Raw genomic sequence first — 13462 nt, 5'->3', positions numbered from 1 at the left:
GGGCGTGCCGGAAAGCATCACCCCCGAAGACATTCCCGAAGCGCTGGCGAAGCTGGCCGCGGCAGGCGAGTCCGCGCCGCGGGCCGGGCGTGACCCGGTGAACCAGCCGATGATCCACAACTGGGTCGAGGCGATCGGCGACACCAACCCGATCTACGTCGACGAGGCCGCGGCCAAGGCCGCCGGTCACCCCGGCATCGTGGCCCCGCCCGCGATGGCCCAGGTGTGGACGATGAACGGGCTGCACGGCGTGCGCACCGCCGACGATCCGCTCGGCCTGGCCACGCAGCTGCTCGACGACGCGGGCTTCACCTCCGTCGTCGGCACCAACTGCGAGCAGACCTACCACCGCTACCTGCGACCGGGCGAGGAGGTGACCGTCGCCAGCCGGCTCTCGGAGTTCAAGGGCCCCAAGCGCACCGGGCTCGGCGACGGCTGGTTCCTCACCTTCACCACCACCTGGTCGGTCGGTGACGAGGTGGTCACCGAAATGCTGTTCCGCATCCTGAAATTCGTGCCCGCCGCCAAGGAAGCCGCCGCGGCGTCCGACATCGCGGTCGCGCCCGCCGAGCGGGTCGGTCCGGTCATCTCCAAGGACACCGAATTCTTCTGGGCCGGTACCGAAATCGGGGAACTGCGCATCCAGCGCCTGCCCGATGGTTCGCTGCGGCATCCGCCGATTCCCGCCCTGTGGCAGGACAAGGCCGAGACCACCGATTACGTCGTCGCCGCGGGAACCGGCACGGTGTTCAGCTTCGTCGTGCACCACGCGCCGAAGGTGCCCGGCCGCGACCTGCCGTTCGTCGTCGCCCTCGTCGAACTCGACGAAGGGGTGCGCATGCTCGGTGAGCTGCGTGGCATCGAACCGGGCGAGGTCGCCGTCGGCGTGCCCGTCCGGGTCGCCTTCGAAAAGCTAGCCGACGGAACAGTTCTGCCCTACTGGGAGGCCGCGCAGTGACCGCCACGACCGAACCCGCCGCCGTCGCGGTGGGCGACAAGCTACCCGAGCTGGTGATCCACGCCGATCCCACCTTCGTGATCAGCACGGCCCTGGCCACCAGGGATTTCCAGGACGTGCACCACGACCGCGACAAGGCCGTCGAGCGCGGGTCCAGCGACATCTTCGTCAACATCCTCACCGACACCGGCCTGGTGCAGCGCTTCGTCACCGACTGGGCCGGGCCCAGCGCCCTGGTGAAGTCGATCGCGCTGCGCCTGGGGGTGCCGCTGTACGCCGGTGACACACTGACCCTCTCGGGCACCGTCACCGCGGTGTCCGGCGCGCTGGTCACCCTCGATGTGCGTGGCCGCGACAGCCTCGGTGAGCACATCACGGCGACCGCGGTGATCGCCCTTCCCTCTCTGGAGAACTCATGACGGGCCTGTCCGGGCATGCCGCCATCGTCGGCATCGGCGCCACCGATTTCTCGAAGGACTCCGGCCGCAGTGAGCTGCGACTGGCCGCCGAGGCGGTCAGCGCGGCGCTGGCCGACGCGGGTCTGACGCCCGCCGACGTCGACGGCCTGACCACCTTCACGATGGACACCAACACCCAGGCCGCCGTGGCCAGGGCCGTCGGCATCCCGAGCCTGAAGTTCTTCAGCCACATCGGGTACGGCGGCGGCGCGGCCTGCGCGACCGTGCAGCAGGCCGCCATGGCGGTGGCCACCGGAGTCGCCGACGTGGTGGTCGCCTACCGCGCGTTCAACGAGCGCTCGGGCGCCAGGTTCGGGCAGTTCTCGCCCGCGCTGGCGGCCGCGCCGACGTCCTCGGGCATCGACGCGGGCTGGGCCTACCCGCAGGGTCTCGGCACCCCGGCCGCGCAGGTCGCGATGGTCGCGCGCCGGTACATGCACGTCACCGGCGCGACCAGTGCCGACTTCGGCGCGGTCGCGGTGGCCGATCGCAAGCACGCCGCGGTGAACCCGAACGCCTTCTTCTACGGCAAGCCGATCACGTTGGAACAGCACCAGGATTCGCGCTGGATCGCCGAACCGCTGCACCTGCTCGACTGCTGCCAGGAGTCCGACGGCGGCGTGGCCATCGTGGTCACCAGTGCCGAGCGCGCCCGCGACCTGCCGCAGCGTCCCGCGATCATCGCGGCCGCCGCCCAGGGCAGCGGCGCCGACCAGTACGTGATGACCAGCTACTACCGCGACGCGATGACCGGCCTGCCGGAAATGGGCCTCGTCGGTGACCAGTTGTGGGCCCAGAGCGGCCTGAGCGCGGCCGATATGCAGGCCGCGATCCTCTACGACCACTTCACTCCCTTCGTGCTGATGCAGCTCGAGGAGCTGGGTTTCTGTGGACGTGGCGAGGCCAAGGACTTCATCGCCGACGGCGCCATCGAGGTCGGCGGCAGGCTCCCGCTCAACACCCACGGCGGCCAGCTGGGCGAGGCCTACATCCACGGCATGAACGGCATCGCCGAGGCGGTCCGCCAGATCCGTGGCACGTCGGTCAACCAGGTCGCGGACCTGGAGCGCATCCTGGTCACCGCGGGCACCGGCGTTCCCACCTCGGGGCTGGTGCTCACTTCGTAGGCTCGACCGGGTGACCCCACGCCACCTGGTCGACGTCCACCTGCTGCTGATCCGCGACGGCGCGCTCCTGCTGAGCCTGCGCCGCAGCGGTGACGAGTACGACCACCGGTGGCATCTGCCGTCGGGAAAACTGGAGATCGGAGAGTCGGTGACGGCCGCCGCCGCACGGGAAGCCGCGGAGGAGGTCGGGGTCGACATCGACCCCGCCACGCTGCGGCTGATCCATGTCGCCCACGTGACCGCGCCCGGCCGCGACGCGCGGCTCGGGCTGTTCTTTCGCGCCGATCGCTGGCAGGGCGAGCCTTTCAATCGGGAACCCGATAAATGCTATGCGGTGCAGTGGTTTACGCCGCACGAACTCCCCGCTGATCTGATCGAATATTCCGCTCTCGGAATCGCGGCGATGAATTCGAAGGAGCCTTATTCCGAATTCGGTTGGGCAGACGCCTGATCGGATGGGGAAGCGTGCTCGGCCGATTCGGCCACACCGGTCAGGAATATCGACAGGGGGCGGGTGAGTTGCTCGATGCTGTCGGTCGTACCCGCCGGTACCTCGGCGCGCACGCCGGCGACCCGGTCGAAGACGAGACCTTCCAGTAGTGCGAGGAAGTCGCAGGCCGTGTCGCCGGGCCGGGGTGAGCCGAGGGCGGTGAACAGCTCGGTGGCCCGGTCGACGGAGAACAAACTGCCTGCCAGGCGGGCGCGGAGCTCGGGTTCGGAGAGCGTCTCGACGATCAGCGCATGCCGGGCGATCAGCTCGTTGCGGCGCCGGGCGAGCAGCTGATCCAGCCAGGCGGCGACCCCGCGCGCGACCGCCTCCGGTGCCCCTTCCCGGTCGGCGGAGGTGGCCTCCGCTGCGGGTTTGCTGCGCGGACCGGGCCCGCCGCGCGCCGCGGCGAAGTCGGCGCGCGAGCGTGCGGTGATCCCGTCGGCGACCGCCTCGACCAGCGTCTGCCTGGTGCGGAAGTAGTAGGACGTGGAGCCGAGCGGTAATCCCAGCCGGGCATCGAGGGCGCGATGGGTGAGGGCGCGAATCCCGCTGGTCGCGATGAGGTCGATCGCGCCCGTCACGATCCGTGCGCGCCGGTCTGTGGACATCGTCACCTTCCCTGGTCGCCGATTCGCCGATCCTCTACAACTGTAGAGGACGAGGAGGTTGGCATGACATCCGAAGCGGTTGTTCTCGATCCGGCGCAGGTCACGGCTGCCGCGGCGCTGGTCGCGCTGCTCGACCGGCACGGCAGGCCACGCAAGCGGCACCGCGGCGTCTACCTGCACGGCAGGCCGGGCCGGGGCAAGACCATGGTGATGGACCGGTTCTTCGCGGCCGCCGCACCGGAGCGCAAGCGCCGCTACCACTTCCACACCTTCTTCGCCGAATTGCACGCCACCACCCACGCCCTCGGTTCGATCGAACGGGCCGTCACCGCGCTCCTCGGCGAGGCCGACCTGGTGTGTTTCGACGAGTTCCACGTGCACGACATCGGCGACGCCATGCTCATCGCCCGGCTGCTCGACACCCTGTTCGCCGGGCGCCGGACCCTGGTCGTCACCTCGAACTACCCGCCTGCCGAGCTGCTGCCGAATCCGCTGTTCCACGACCGATTCGTGCCGACCATCGAGCGCATCCTCGCCCACCTCGACGTCGTCACCCTCGACGGTCCGCTGGACTACCGCACCATCGGCGCCCATCGGGACAGCGGTTTCCTCGCGGGCCGGTACGTTCTGGACGCCGAAGCGCCGACGGCGCGGGGCCAGGACCTCGACCTGGGTGACGGCCGAACGGTGCGCGCGCTCGCGGTCGCGCCGGACGCCGTCACCTTCGACTTCACGCACCTGTGCGGCGCCCCGACCAGCGCCGCCGACTATCTCCGTCTGACCAGGCGATTCGGCCGGTGGACGCTGCGTGGGGTCCCGCCGCTGCGCGAGGTGCCGCCGGACTGGGCGATGCGTCTGGTCAACCTTGTCGATGTCCTCTACGACGCCGACCTGCCCTGCACCATCCACGCCCGCGAGCCCGCGCCCGAGCTGACCGCGGGCGTGCCGGCGGTTCCCGATCTGGCCAGGACGGCGAGCCGACTGGGGGAGTTGCCGCTGGTCGACGCGGCGATCGTTCGCACCGCGTAACAAGACACGGAATTCGGGGGGACAATAAAAGGGGAGGTCATCCAAACTATCGATTTCCTCCCGAGCGAACCACTCGGCGTGTAACTATGTGGCTGTTTTGTGCAGGCTCTGGGGTTTGGTGGTACAGCTGTGATCGGGGTGAGTCAGCCCATTCCGCGGGCGATCGTCGTGATCGCACTGCTCGTCGCTGCGACGATCGCGTTGCAGGGTTACCTCCCCGGTGCCGGACCCGCCGAATCGAACAGCACGCCCTCGCCACTGTTGGTGGCGGTGATGCCGGTGCTGCTGCTGGTATCCGTGGTGATCCTGGTCGCCGGGGTGATCGCCAGTCAGCATCGCCTCCCGCTGGCGATGCCGCAAGCCGAACGCGAAGCGGCGCCGCGTTTCCGGTGGCGCAGGCTGGCTCTGCTGGGTCCGATCGTCCTCGCCGCGATCGCGTTGGTCTTCGCGGGCGGTGTGACCGCGCTGTTCCTGCTGCCCGGCGCCCGCCCGATGCGCCCGGCCGCCGAGACCCTGCCGGAAGGCTCCGGCCCCGTCCCGACGCCGACCGACGCCCCCGCCCCCGATCCGGGCACCGGCGCCGCCGAACTCACCGGCACCGCGCTCATCATCGCGGCCGTGCTGGCCGTGGTGCTGATCGCGGTGGCGCTGCTCGGGCTCGTCGTGGTCGCGGTCGCCACCCGGCGCGAACCCGCGCCCGCCGCCGCCGTCCAGCCCGAGGTCACGCCCAGCGCGGTCGACTCGCTCACCAGGGCCGCGGAGATGGGCCTGGCCGCGATGAACGCGCCCGGCCAGGACCCGCGCACCGCGATCATCGCCTGCTACGTGGCCATGGAGCGCGGACTGTCCAGCGACCGCGCCGCCCGCCCGCAAGCCTCCGACACCCCCATGGAAGTGCTGGCCCGCGCTTTCGAAAGCGGTGTGCTGCACGATGCTTCGGCGCGCGAGCTGGTCGCGCTGTTCGAGGAGGCGCGGTTCAGCCCGCACTCGATGCTCGAATGGCAGCGCATGCGCGCCGAACAGCTTCTCCGCATCGTCCTGTCGGATCTGCAGCGAAGGTTGGTACCGGCATGAGCGGTCAGCGCCAGGAGTCGGCAGCTCGCGTCACCGCGCGGGGCGCCCGAGCCTGCCGAATGGAGTCAGCATGACATCACCGGAATCCGGTGCGGCGGTGAACCGTTCGGCCGTCATCGTCACCGCGGTCGTGGTGGTGCTGCTGATGGAGGTCGCGCTGGTGCGGTTGGCCCGCGACACCGTGCTGCTCGCCGTCGCTCTGCCGGTGGCGCTCACGCTGGCCACACTGTTGTGGTCGCTGCGGCATCGCGTGGTGCGCGAGGAACCGCTGACCGAGTACATCGACAACGGCCCGGCCGAGATGCTCGGCCGCTGGCACGCGCGCGCGGAGATGCTGACCGCCCGCGCCGACGGCACCCGCGCCGACTGGGACCGCCACCTGCGGCCTCTGCTGGCCAAGGAATTCGAGTTGTCGACCGGCCTGCGGGTCGCCAAGAACCGGCGGGCCACCGAGGTGGCCGGGCAGCTGCAGTTCGGACCCGAACTGTGGCGCTGGGTCGACCCGGCGAATTCCGCACTGCGCGACCAAACCGGTCGCGCGCCGGGAAAAGAGGCGCTGGACGAGATCCTGCGCCGATTGCAGACGATGTGAGGGGTTAGAGGCCACCGATGACCATGCCGTTGAACGTGACCGTCCAGCGCTCCGACGCCGTGCTGCGTGAGCTGGGCCGAGTCGTGGTCGGCAAGCGAGATGAGTTGCAGCTCATCATGATCGCCGTGCTGTCCGGAGGACATGTTCTCATCGAGGACCTGCCAGGTCTCGGTAAGACGCTGATCGCGCGGTCCTTCGCGGCCGCGCTCGGCCTCGATTTCACCCGCGTGCAGTTCACGCCTGATTTACTGCCCGCCGACCTGCTCGGCTCGACGATCTACGACATGTCGTCGGGCCGGTTCAACTTCCGTCGCGGTCCGGTTTTCACGAATGTTCTGCTCGCCGACGAGATCAACCGCACCCCGCCCAAGACGCAGGCGGCGCTGCTGGAGGCCATGGCCGAGGGGCAGGTGAGCATCGACGGCGAAACCTTCCTGCTGCCACAGCCGTTCATCGTGCTGGCCACCGACAACCCGATCGAGTACGAGGGCACCTACCCGCTGCCGGAGGCCCAGCTCGATCGGTTCGCGATCCAGCTGCGTCTGGGCTATCTGTCCGAGCAGGACGAGACGCAGATGATCCGGCGCAGGCTCGAGCGCGGCGCGACGCCGCCGCAGGTCGGCCAGGTCGTCGACGCGCAGGGGCTGATGGAGATGCGGCAGTCGGTCGAATTCGTCACCGTGCATCCCGATGTCGTGAACTACGTGGTGGCGCTCGCCTCGGCCACCCGCAGCCACCCGCAGGTCGAGGTCGGCGCCAGCCCGCGCGCCGAACTCGATCTGGTGCAGATGTCGCGCGCCCGGGCCCTGCTGCTGGGCCGCGATTACGTGATCCCCGAGGATGTGAAGGCGCTGGCGGTGCCCGCGATGGCGCACCGCATCACCCTGCGTCCGGAGATGTGGGTGCGCCGCATCCGGGGTGAGGACGTCATCGCCGAACTGCTGCGCCGGCTACCGGTGCCCCGCGCCACCAGCACATGAAGCACCGCGACGAATCCAGGACGGTCGAGGTCGACCTGCGCTGGCGGCCCGCCCCGCTGGTGTTCATCCTGGCCGGGTGCGCCGCGGCGGCGCTGGTCGTCGCGGTGTTGCGTGGGCAATGGCAGCTGGTGGTCTTCGCCGCCCCGATGCTCGGCGTGCTCGCCACCGCGCCCTGGCAGCAGAACCCGACCAGGATCCAGGTCGACGGCAGCGGCACCGTGCGCTGCTTCGAGGGCGAGGTGGTCGGCTGCAACGCCGCGGCCTTCGTCGAGAGCGGACACGCGCTGCTGCGGATGACACCGATGCCGCTGACCGGCCTCGAACTCGAGATCGAGGAGGCCCACGATTCCGGCGGTGCTCCGGCCGGCCTGGAGCTGGCGCTGTCGGCGGCGCGCTGGGGCCGGTATCCGGTGCAGGTCAAGGTGTCCGCGCTGAGCCCGGCCGGGCTCGCGGTGGCCACCGCCGAGCTGCCCGCCGCCAAGCTGTATGTCTACCCGATCGCCGATCCACATCGAATGCGCCTGCCGCGCACCGAACTTCCCGACCGGATCGGCACCCATCTGACCCGCAAGCACGGTCCCGGTGTCGAATACGCCGACATCCGCGCCTACGCGCCCGGCGACCAGTTGCGCACCGTGAACTGGCCGGTCAGCGCGCGCCGCGGCAGGCTCTACGTCACCGAACGATTTACCAATCGCTCCGCCGACGTGGTCGTCCTGGTCGACACCTCCCAGCAGGCGCCCGGCCCGGCCACCGCCTCGCTGGAGCTGTCGGTGCGCGGCGCGGCGCAGGTGGTGCAGTCCACCCTGCAAGCCGGGGACCGGACCGCGGTGGTGTGCCTGGGGGATTCGCCGCGCTGGCTGCGCCCCGATATCGGCCGCAGGCAGTTCTACCGGATCGTCGATACCGTGCTCGGCGTCGGTGACGAGCACGTCGAGACCACCGGCACGCTGGCCCCGCACGCCGCGGTGCCGATCGGCGCGATCGTGGTCGCGTTCTCCACCCTGCTCGACACCCAGTTCGCGCTCGCGCTGATCGACCTGCGCAAACGCGGTCACGTGGTGATCGCCGTCGACGTGCTGCGCGGCACCCCGTTCGAGGACGGTCTCGACCCGACCATGGCCAAGATGTGGCAGCTGGAGCGGGCCTCGATGTATCGCGACATGGGCACCGTCGGCGTCGACATCATCGCCTGGCCCGCCGACACCAGACTCGACCAGGCCATGCGCCTGCTGCCCGACCATCGCCGAACAGTGCGGGTGCGCCGATGACCAGATTCCTCGCCCTGCTCGCCGGCCTGCTGCTGGTCGCCGCCGTCGCCCTGATCAACCCGTATGCCGGGGTGGCCGCGCTCGCGCTGGTCATCGTGAGCTGGTGGTGGCGGCCCGCCGCCGTCGCCGCGGTGCTGGTGGTGATCGCCGCGCTCGCGTTCGCCGACGTCGGGGTCGTCGCCGCGGCCGCGACGGGCCTGGTCGCCACCACCTACCTGCTCAACGCGGCCGTGCTGCACGCGCCCGAAGGCGTGGTGCCGACGACGATTCCGTCGGTCGGCGGCGCGGTGCTGTTCACCATCGCCGCCGCCACCGCCGCCCTGGTCCCGGTGGAACTGGTGTGGGCGCCGCTGGCCGCGCCCGTCCTCATCGTCCTCATCTACGCACTGCTCGTCGGCGGCCTCACCCAGCGTCCGCCCGCCGGGTAGCCGCGCGCTACCCGATCAGCGCGCCCAGCCAGTGCTCGGGCTCCAGCCAGACCGTGACGTGCTCGCCCAGCTGCTCGTGGGCGAAGACCAGGTACTGCTCGAGGGCGTCGCCGCTCAGATACCGGCCGGCCATCTCGGCTATCTGCGCGGCGGTCGACGGCCGCACATCGGCGACCGCTCCCTCGACCGACACGTACTTCACCTCCGGCGCGACGGTGTCGACCATCAGGCCGAATCGCCCTGCCGCGGTGATCGCTTGCATCTTCGCCGACGTGGGCAGGGTGGTGATCCACGGTCGGCCACCAGGGGTGTAGGCGTACCAGATGGGAACGGTGAGCGTGCCCCGATCGGGGGTAGCTACCGACAGCGCGGCCACATGCGGTCGCGCGAGAAACTCTTGCTTTTCCGAGTGTGTGAGCGCCATCGTCCGATGGTCGCACCGCGCACCGACAACTCCGGTGCGCGAGCGAACGCCCTGGTGACGAGGCCGGCGTGGGCCGGACCGGCACCAGGGCGTCGCCGGATCAGGCGATCGTCAGCGCGATCTCGCCGAGCACCGGCGCGTCCTCGCGCTCGACCACGGTGGCGGCGCCGATCAGCTCGTCGCCCTCGCGCCAGACCTTGATCCGCAGCGTTTCGCCCGGGTACAGCACCCCGGCGAACTTGGCCCGGAAGCCGCCGACCCGGCTCGCGTCACCGTCGAGCAGGCCGTCGGTGAGCGCCTTGCAGACCACGCCGTAGGTGCACAGGCCGTGCAGGATCGGCGCGGGGAACCCGGCGCCCTTGGCGAACTCCGGGTCCGAGTGCAGCGGGTTGCGGTCGCCGCAGAGCCGGTAGAGCAGGGCCTGCTGCGGCAGGGTCGGGGTGACGAGTTCCGCGTCGGGCGCCCGGTCCGGCAGCGCGGCCTTGGCGCTCGGGCCACGCTCGCCACCGAAACCACCCTCGCCCCTGGCGAAGATCGAGGACCGGACCGTCCACAGCGGCTCGCCGTCGGAGCCGACCACGGTGTCCTCCCGCACGATCACCGCGTTGGCGCCCTTGTCCCAGATCTCGCTGATCCGGCCGGTGCTGGTCGCCTTGCCGCTCGCCGGAATCGGCTTGTGCACCACCACTTCCTGGTGTCCGTGCACGACCTTGGCCAGGTCGATCTCGATACCGGGGAAGCTCACCTTCGGCGCCTCGGTCTCGCCGAGGGTCGGGGCCACCGTCGCGAAGGTCGGCAGCACCTGGGGGGCGCGGTCGTCGAGATAGGTCAGCTCGACCGGGTCCGTCGGGTGCGCGCCGGCGCCGAGGCCGAGGTGGTAGAGCTGCACGTCGGTGGGCGTCCAGCTGAACTCCCGCGTCGGTGTCGGCGCACCGAGCGCGGTCTGGAGGTCGATGGGCATGGTGCTTACTCCTGCGTGGTCGGGAACTGTGCGTGCGTCACGCGGTGGCCTTGGCCTTCTCGGCGATGTCGAGCACCGCGAGATAGGCGAAGGTGATCGCGGGTCCGATGGTCGCGCCGGGGCCCGCGTAGGTGTGGCCCATCACCGGGGCGCTGGTGTTGCCCGCGGCGTAGAGGCCCTCGATCACCGAATCGTCTTCGCGCAGTACGCGACCGGCGGTGTCGGTGACCAGGCCGCCCTTGGTGCCGAGGTCGCCGGGAACCATCTTGGCCGCGTAGAACGGGCCCTGCGAGATCTCGGCCAGGCACGGGTTGGGCTTGACGGTGGGGTCGCCGTAGTAGCGGTCGTAGTGGCTGTTGCCGCGACCGAAGTCCTCGTCCTTGCCCGCGGCGGCGAAGCCGTTGAACCGGGTGACGGTGGCGCTCAGGCTCTCGGCGGGCACACCGATGCGCTCGGCCAGCTCCTCGATGGTGTCGGCCTTGACGATGTAGTCGTTCTCCAGCCAGCGCGAGGGGAAGCGCTGACCCGGTTGCAGCCCGGCGAAGATGTAGCGGTTGCGGTAGCGCTGGTCGAACACCAGCCAGGCCGGGATGTTCTCGCCCGGACCAGCGCCCTGGCCGTATTCACCGCCGTACATGGTGTGCACCGCCTCGACATAGGGCGCCGACTCGTTGCCGAACCGCTCGCCGCGGTCGTTGACCATGATGGTGCCGGGCAGATTGCGCTCGGCGAGGGCGAACCAGGGCTTGCCGCCCTTGAAGATGGTCGGACCCCACCAGGCGTCCTCCATGAATCCGACCGTCGCTCCCGCTGCCATGCCCGCGACGATGCCATCGCCGGTGTTGGCCGCGGCGCCCGTAGTCCACTCAGTGGTTATCGGCTGCCGCTGGTACTTGGCGCGCATGTCGGCGTTGTGCTCGAAGCCGCCGCTGCCCAGAACCACGCCGTAGCGCGCGGTGAAGGTGACCGGCTCGCCGTCGACGGTGGCCTTGACCCCGGTCACCTTGCCGTCGGTGACCACCAGGTCGGTGAGCGGGGTGTTGAGCAGCACCGGAACGCCCGCGTCGAGCAGGCCCTTGCGCATGGCGGCGATGATCGCCTGACCCATGCCGAGCAGGTGCTTGCCGGTGAACTTGGCCAGGTAGGTACGGGCGCCGACGCGCAGTGCCCGCATCATGCCCTTGGGGTGACGCTTGATCAGGTTGAGCCGGACGAAGTCGGCCTGCATGACCACCACGTTCAGCGGCGCCTTGGCGTAGGGCGGTTCCAGGTTGGCCAGTTCCGCCCCGAGCACCTTGCCGTTGAACGGCGTCGGCTCGCACGAACGCCCCTGGCCCAGGCCGCCCGGAGCCTCCGGGTAGTAGTCGGAGTAGCCGGGCACCCACTTCATCTTCAGCGGGGTGTGATCGAGGACGAAGTCGAAGGCCTCGGCGCCGCGATCGAGGTAGGTGTCGATCTTCTCCGCGGGCACCACGTCGCCGATGATGCTGTGCAGATAGGTGCGCGCGTCCTCGCGGTCGTCGGGTCGGCCGGAGGCTTTCAGCGCCTTGTTGCCCGGAATCCAGACGCCGCCGCCGGATCGGGCCGTCGACCCGCCGTAGTGCGCGGCCTTCTCCAGCAGCACGACGCTCAGTCCCTTGTGGGCCGCGGCGAGGGCGGCCGTCATCCCGGCGGCGCCGCTACCGACGACCACCACATCGTATTCCCGATCACTCATGTGCAACACGTTATAGAAGCGTTTGGCGGTTTGACAGTCCAAACTGGAACTTGTTCCAGTGGGCTCGGCGTTTCCGCTCCACATACTGGAACGTGTTATAGAAATCACGCACGGTGGCATTGTATTGTCAGGTGAACGGCTGACGATGCTCCGGGAAACCGGTTACAGTTTTGACGTCGTGATCCATCCCGCCCGTGCTGCCTAGGAGGTCCGCGTGCTGCCCGACGCGGTACGAACTCAACTCGCCGACGAACTGGCCCGCGCCGAAGACGATCGTGTCGCCGTGTCGCCGCTCGTCGACCGGTTTCCCGATATCGACGTCGTCGACGCCTACGAGATCCAGCTGCTCAACATTCAGCGTCGGCTGAAGGCGGGTGCCAAGGTCGTCGGCCACAAGGTGGGGCTGTCGTCGAAGGCGATGCAGGAGATGATGGGCGTCGACGAGCCCGACTACGGTCATCTGCTCGCCGAGATGGAGGTCTTCGAGGACGTCCCGGTCGACACCTCGAAGTACCTGCTGCCGCGCGTGGAGGTCGAGGTCGGGTTCGTGCTCGGCGCCGACCTGCCCGGCGAGGACTGCACCGAGGCCGATGTACTGGCCGCGACCGTCGCCTACGCGCCCTCGATCGAGCTGATCGACTCGCGCATCACCGACTGGAAGATCGGCCTGGCCGACACCATCTCCGACAACGCCTCCTCGGCCGGTTTCGTGCTCGGCAAGGAGCGTGTCGCCCCGGGTGACATCGACATCAAGGCCATCGATGCCGTGCTGACCCGCAACGGCGAGGTCATCGCCGAGGGGCGCAGCGACGCCGTCCTCGGTGACCCGGTGATCGCGGTCGCGTGGCTGGCCCGCAAGGTCGCGACCTTCGGGGTGCGGTTGAAGAAGGGCGACATCGTGCTGCCCGGTTCCTGCACCCGCGCCATCGACGCCCGCCCCGGTGACGACTTCCTCGCCGAGTTCACCGGACTCGGTTCCGTCCGTTTGCGTTTCAGCTGAACCAGACTTCCCAAGGAGTACACCGTGACCAGCAAAGTCACCGCCGCGATCGTGGGGTCCGGCAATATCAGCACCGATCTGCTCTACAAGCTGCTGCGCTCGGACAAGATCGAGCCGCGCTGGATGATCGGCATCGACCCGGATTCGGAGGGGCTGAAGCGGGCGCGCGGGCTGGGTCTGGAAACCTCCGCCGAGGGCGCGGACTGGCTGCTGGCTCTCGACGAGAAGCCGGACCTGCTGTTCGAAGCCACCTCCGCCTACGTCCACCGCGCCTACGCACCGAAATACGAAGCCGCCGGCATCCGCGCCGTCGACCTCACCCCCGCCGCGGTCGGACCCGCCGTG

Annotated in this window: 15 protein-coding genes and 1 pseudogene; 12 read left to right on the top strand and 4 right to left on the bottom strand. The window is 69.7% G+C overall.

Annotation, left to right across the window (positions count from 1 at the left end; translation table 11 throughout):
• Positions 1-4 precede the first annotated feature (4 nt).
• From V8688_RS10920 to V8688_RS10905, 4 genes are read left to right on the top strand one after another with little or no spacing between them, the layout of a single operon-like run.
• Positions 5-958: a MaoC family dehydratase N-terminal domain-containing protein gene (locus V8688_RS10920; RefSeq protein WP_316573393.1), complete on the top strand. Its 954-nt coding sequence runs from the start codon at positions 5-7 to the stop codon at positions 956-958.
• Positions 955-1377, top strand: a complete 423-nt coding sequence (locus V8688_RS10915) for a MaoC family dehydratase (RefSeq protein ID WP_218720586.1) — start codon at positions 955-957, stop codon at positions 1375-1377. Before V8688_RS10920 ends, V8688_RS10915 begins: the two co-directional genes overlap by 4 nt.
• Positions 1374-2543 carry a lipid-transfer protein gene (locus V8688_RS10910; protein ID WP_218720585.1) on the top strand — a complete coding sequence of 390 codons (1170 nt, stop codon included), beginning with the start codon at positions 1374-1376 and terminating at the stop codon, positions 2541-2543. Before V8688_RS10915 ends, V8688_RS10910 begins: the two co-directional genes overlap by 4 nt.
• A 10-nt stretch (positions 2544-2553) precedes the next feature.
• Positions 2554-2994, top strand: a complete 441-nt coding sequence (locus tag V8688_RS10905; RefSeq protein WP_218720584.1) for an NUDIX domain-containing protein — start codon at positions 2554-2556, stop codon at positions 2992-2994.
• Here V8688_RS10905 and V8688_RS10900 read toward each other — a convergent pair.
• Positions 2964-3641, bottom strand: coding sequence for a TetR family transcriptional regulator (locus V8688_RS10900; protein WP_218720583.1), 678 nt, complete (start codon positions 3639-3641; stop codon positions 2964-2966). The two genes, V8688_RS10905 and V8688_RS10900, sit on opposite strands and share 31 nt — an antisense overlap.
• A 63-nt stretch (positions 3642-3704) precedes the next feature.
• Between V8688_RS10900 and zapE the strand changes: the two genes are divergently transcribed.
• From zapE to V8688_RS10870, 6 genes are all read left to right on the top strand, one after another.
• Positions 3705-4670, top strand: coding sequence for a cell division protein ZapE (gene zapE / locus V8688_RS10895; RefSeq protein ID WP_218720582.1), 966 nt, complete (start codon positions 3705-3707; stop codon positions 4668-4670).
• A 138-nt stretch (positions 4671-4808) separates the two neighbouring features.
• Positions 4809-5744, top strand: coding sequence for a DUF4129 domain-containing protein (locus V8688_RS10890; RefSeq protein ID WP_308248606.1), 936 nt, complete (start codon positions 4809-4811; stop codon positions 5742-5744).
• A 70-nt stretch (positions 5745-5814) separates the two neighbouring features.
• Positions 5815-6336, top strand: a complete 522-nt coding sequence (locus V8688_RS10885; protein ID WP_218720580.1) for a hypothetical protein — start codon at positions 5815-5817, stop codon at positions 6334-6336.
• Between the two features lie 17 nt (positions 6337-6353).
• Complete coding sequence (locus V8688_RS10880) at positions 6354-7316, top strand: MoxR family ATPase (RefSeq protein WP_218720579.1); 963 nt, start codon at positions 6354-6356, stop codon at positions 7314-7316.
• Positions 7313-8587 carry a DUF58 domain-containing protein gene (locus V8688_RS10875; RefSeq protein ID WP_218720578.1) on the top strand — a complete coding sequence of 425 codons (1275 nt, stop codon included), beginning with the start codon at positions 7313-7315 and terminating at the stop codon, positions 8585-8587. Before V8688_RS10880 ends, V8688_RS10875 begins: the two co-directional genes overlap by 4 nt.
• Entirely contained in the window at positions 8584-9015 is a 432-nt protein-coding gene (locus V8688_RS10870; RefSeq protein ID WP_218720577.1) for a hypothetical protein, read from the top strand. Before V8688_RS10875 ends, V8688_RS10870 begins: the two co-directional genes overlap by 4 nt.
• Before the next feature lie 7 nt (positions 9016-9022).
• On the opposite strand, the gene V8688_RS10865 is transcribed toward V8688_RS10870, so the two are convergent.
• The 3 genes from V8688_RS10865 to kstD all read right to left on the bottom strand — a co-directional run bounded on the left by V8688_RS10865 (position 9023) and on the right by kstD (position 12117).
• On the bottom strand, positions 9023-9439 hold the full coding sequence (locus V8688_RS10865) for a pyridoxamine 5'-phosphate oxidase family protein (RefSeq protein WP_218720576.1): 417 nt from the start codon (positions 9437-9439) through the stop codon (positions 9023-9025).
• Positions 9440-9539: 100 nt separating this feature from the next.
• The gene (locus V8688_RS10860; protein ID WP_218720575.1) at positions 9540-10400 is read right to left on the bottom strand and encodes a MaoC/PaaZ C-terminal domain-containing protein; all 861 of its coding nucleotides are present in this window, start codon (positions 10398-10400) and stop codon (positions 9540-9542) included.
• Positions 10401-10437: 37 nt separating this feature from the next.
• Positions 10438-12117: a 3-oxosteroid 1-dehydrogenase gene (gene kstD, locus V8688_RS10855; protein WP_218720574.1), complete on the bottom strand. Its 1680-nt coding sequence runs from the start codon at positions 12115-12117 to the stop codon at positions 10438-10440.
• Between the two features lie 214 nt (positions 12118-12331).
• Between kstD and V8688_RS10850 the strand changes: the two genes are divergently transcribed.
• A complete protein-coding gene (locus V8688_RS10850; RefSeq protein ID WP_342800736.1) occupies positions 12332-13117 on the top strand; it encodes a 2-keto-4-pentenoate hydratase in 786 nt (261 codons plus the stop codon).
• 24 nt (positions 13118-13141) lie between these two features.
• Positions 13142-13462: pseudogene (locus tag V8688_RS10845) on the top strand (acetaldehyde dehydrogenase (acetylating)); the annotation flags it as partial.

This window comes from Nocardia sp. No.11 (genome assembly GCF_038752175.1).
GTDB lineage: Bacteria > Actinomycetota > Actinomycetes > Mycobacteriales > Mycobacteriaceae > Nocardia > Nocardia canadensis.
This window is presented reverse-complemented; position numbering and strand designations above follow the sequence as displayed.

Bases quoted from the DNA above. Each gene is read 5' to 3' on its own strand.
- V8688_RS10910 (WP_218720585.1), top strand. From the start codon at position 1,374: ATGACGGGCCTGTCCGGGCATGCCGCCATCGTCGGCATCGGCGCCACC.
- V8688_RS10900 (WP_218720583.1), bottom strand. From the start codon at position 3,641: ATGTCCACAGACCGGCGCGCACGGATCGTGACGGGCGCGATCGACCTC.
- zapE (WP_218720582.1), top strand. From the start codon at position 3,705: ATGACATCCGAAGCGGTTGTTCTCGATCCGGCGCAGGTCACGGCTGCC.
- V8688_RS10885 (WP_218720580.1), top strand. From the start codon at position 5,815: ATGACATCACCGGAATCCGGTGCGGCGGTGAACCGTTCGGCCGTCATC.
- V8688_RS10880 (WP_218720579.1), top strand. From the start codon at position 6,354: ATGACCATGCCGTTGAACGTGACCGTCCAGCGCTCCGACGCCGTGCTG.
- V8688_RS10875 (WP_218720578.1), top strand. From the start codon at position 7,313: ATGAAGCACCGCGACGAATCCAGGACGGTCGAGGTCGACCTGCGCTGG.
- V8688_RS10870 (WP_218720577.1), top strand. From the start codon at position 8,584: ATGACCAGATTCCTCGCCCTGCTCGCCGGCCTGCTGCTGGTCGCCGCC.
- V8688_RS10865 (WP_218720576.1), bottom strand. From the start codon at position 9,439: ATGGCGCTCACACACTCGGAAAAGCAAGAGTTTCTCGCGCGACCGCAT.
- V8688_RS10860 (WP_218720575.1), bottom strand. From the start codon at position 10,400: ATGCCCATCGACCTCCAGACCGCGCTCGGTGCGCCGACACCGACGCGG.
- kstD (WP_218720574.1), bottom strand. From the start codon at position 12,117: ATGAGTGATCGGGAATACGATGTGGTGGTCGTCGGTAGCGGCGCCGCC.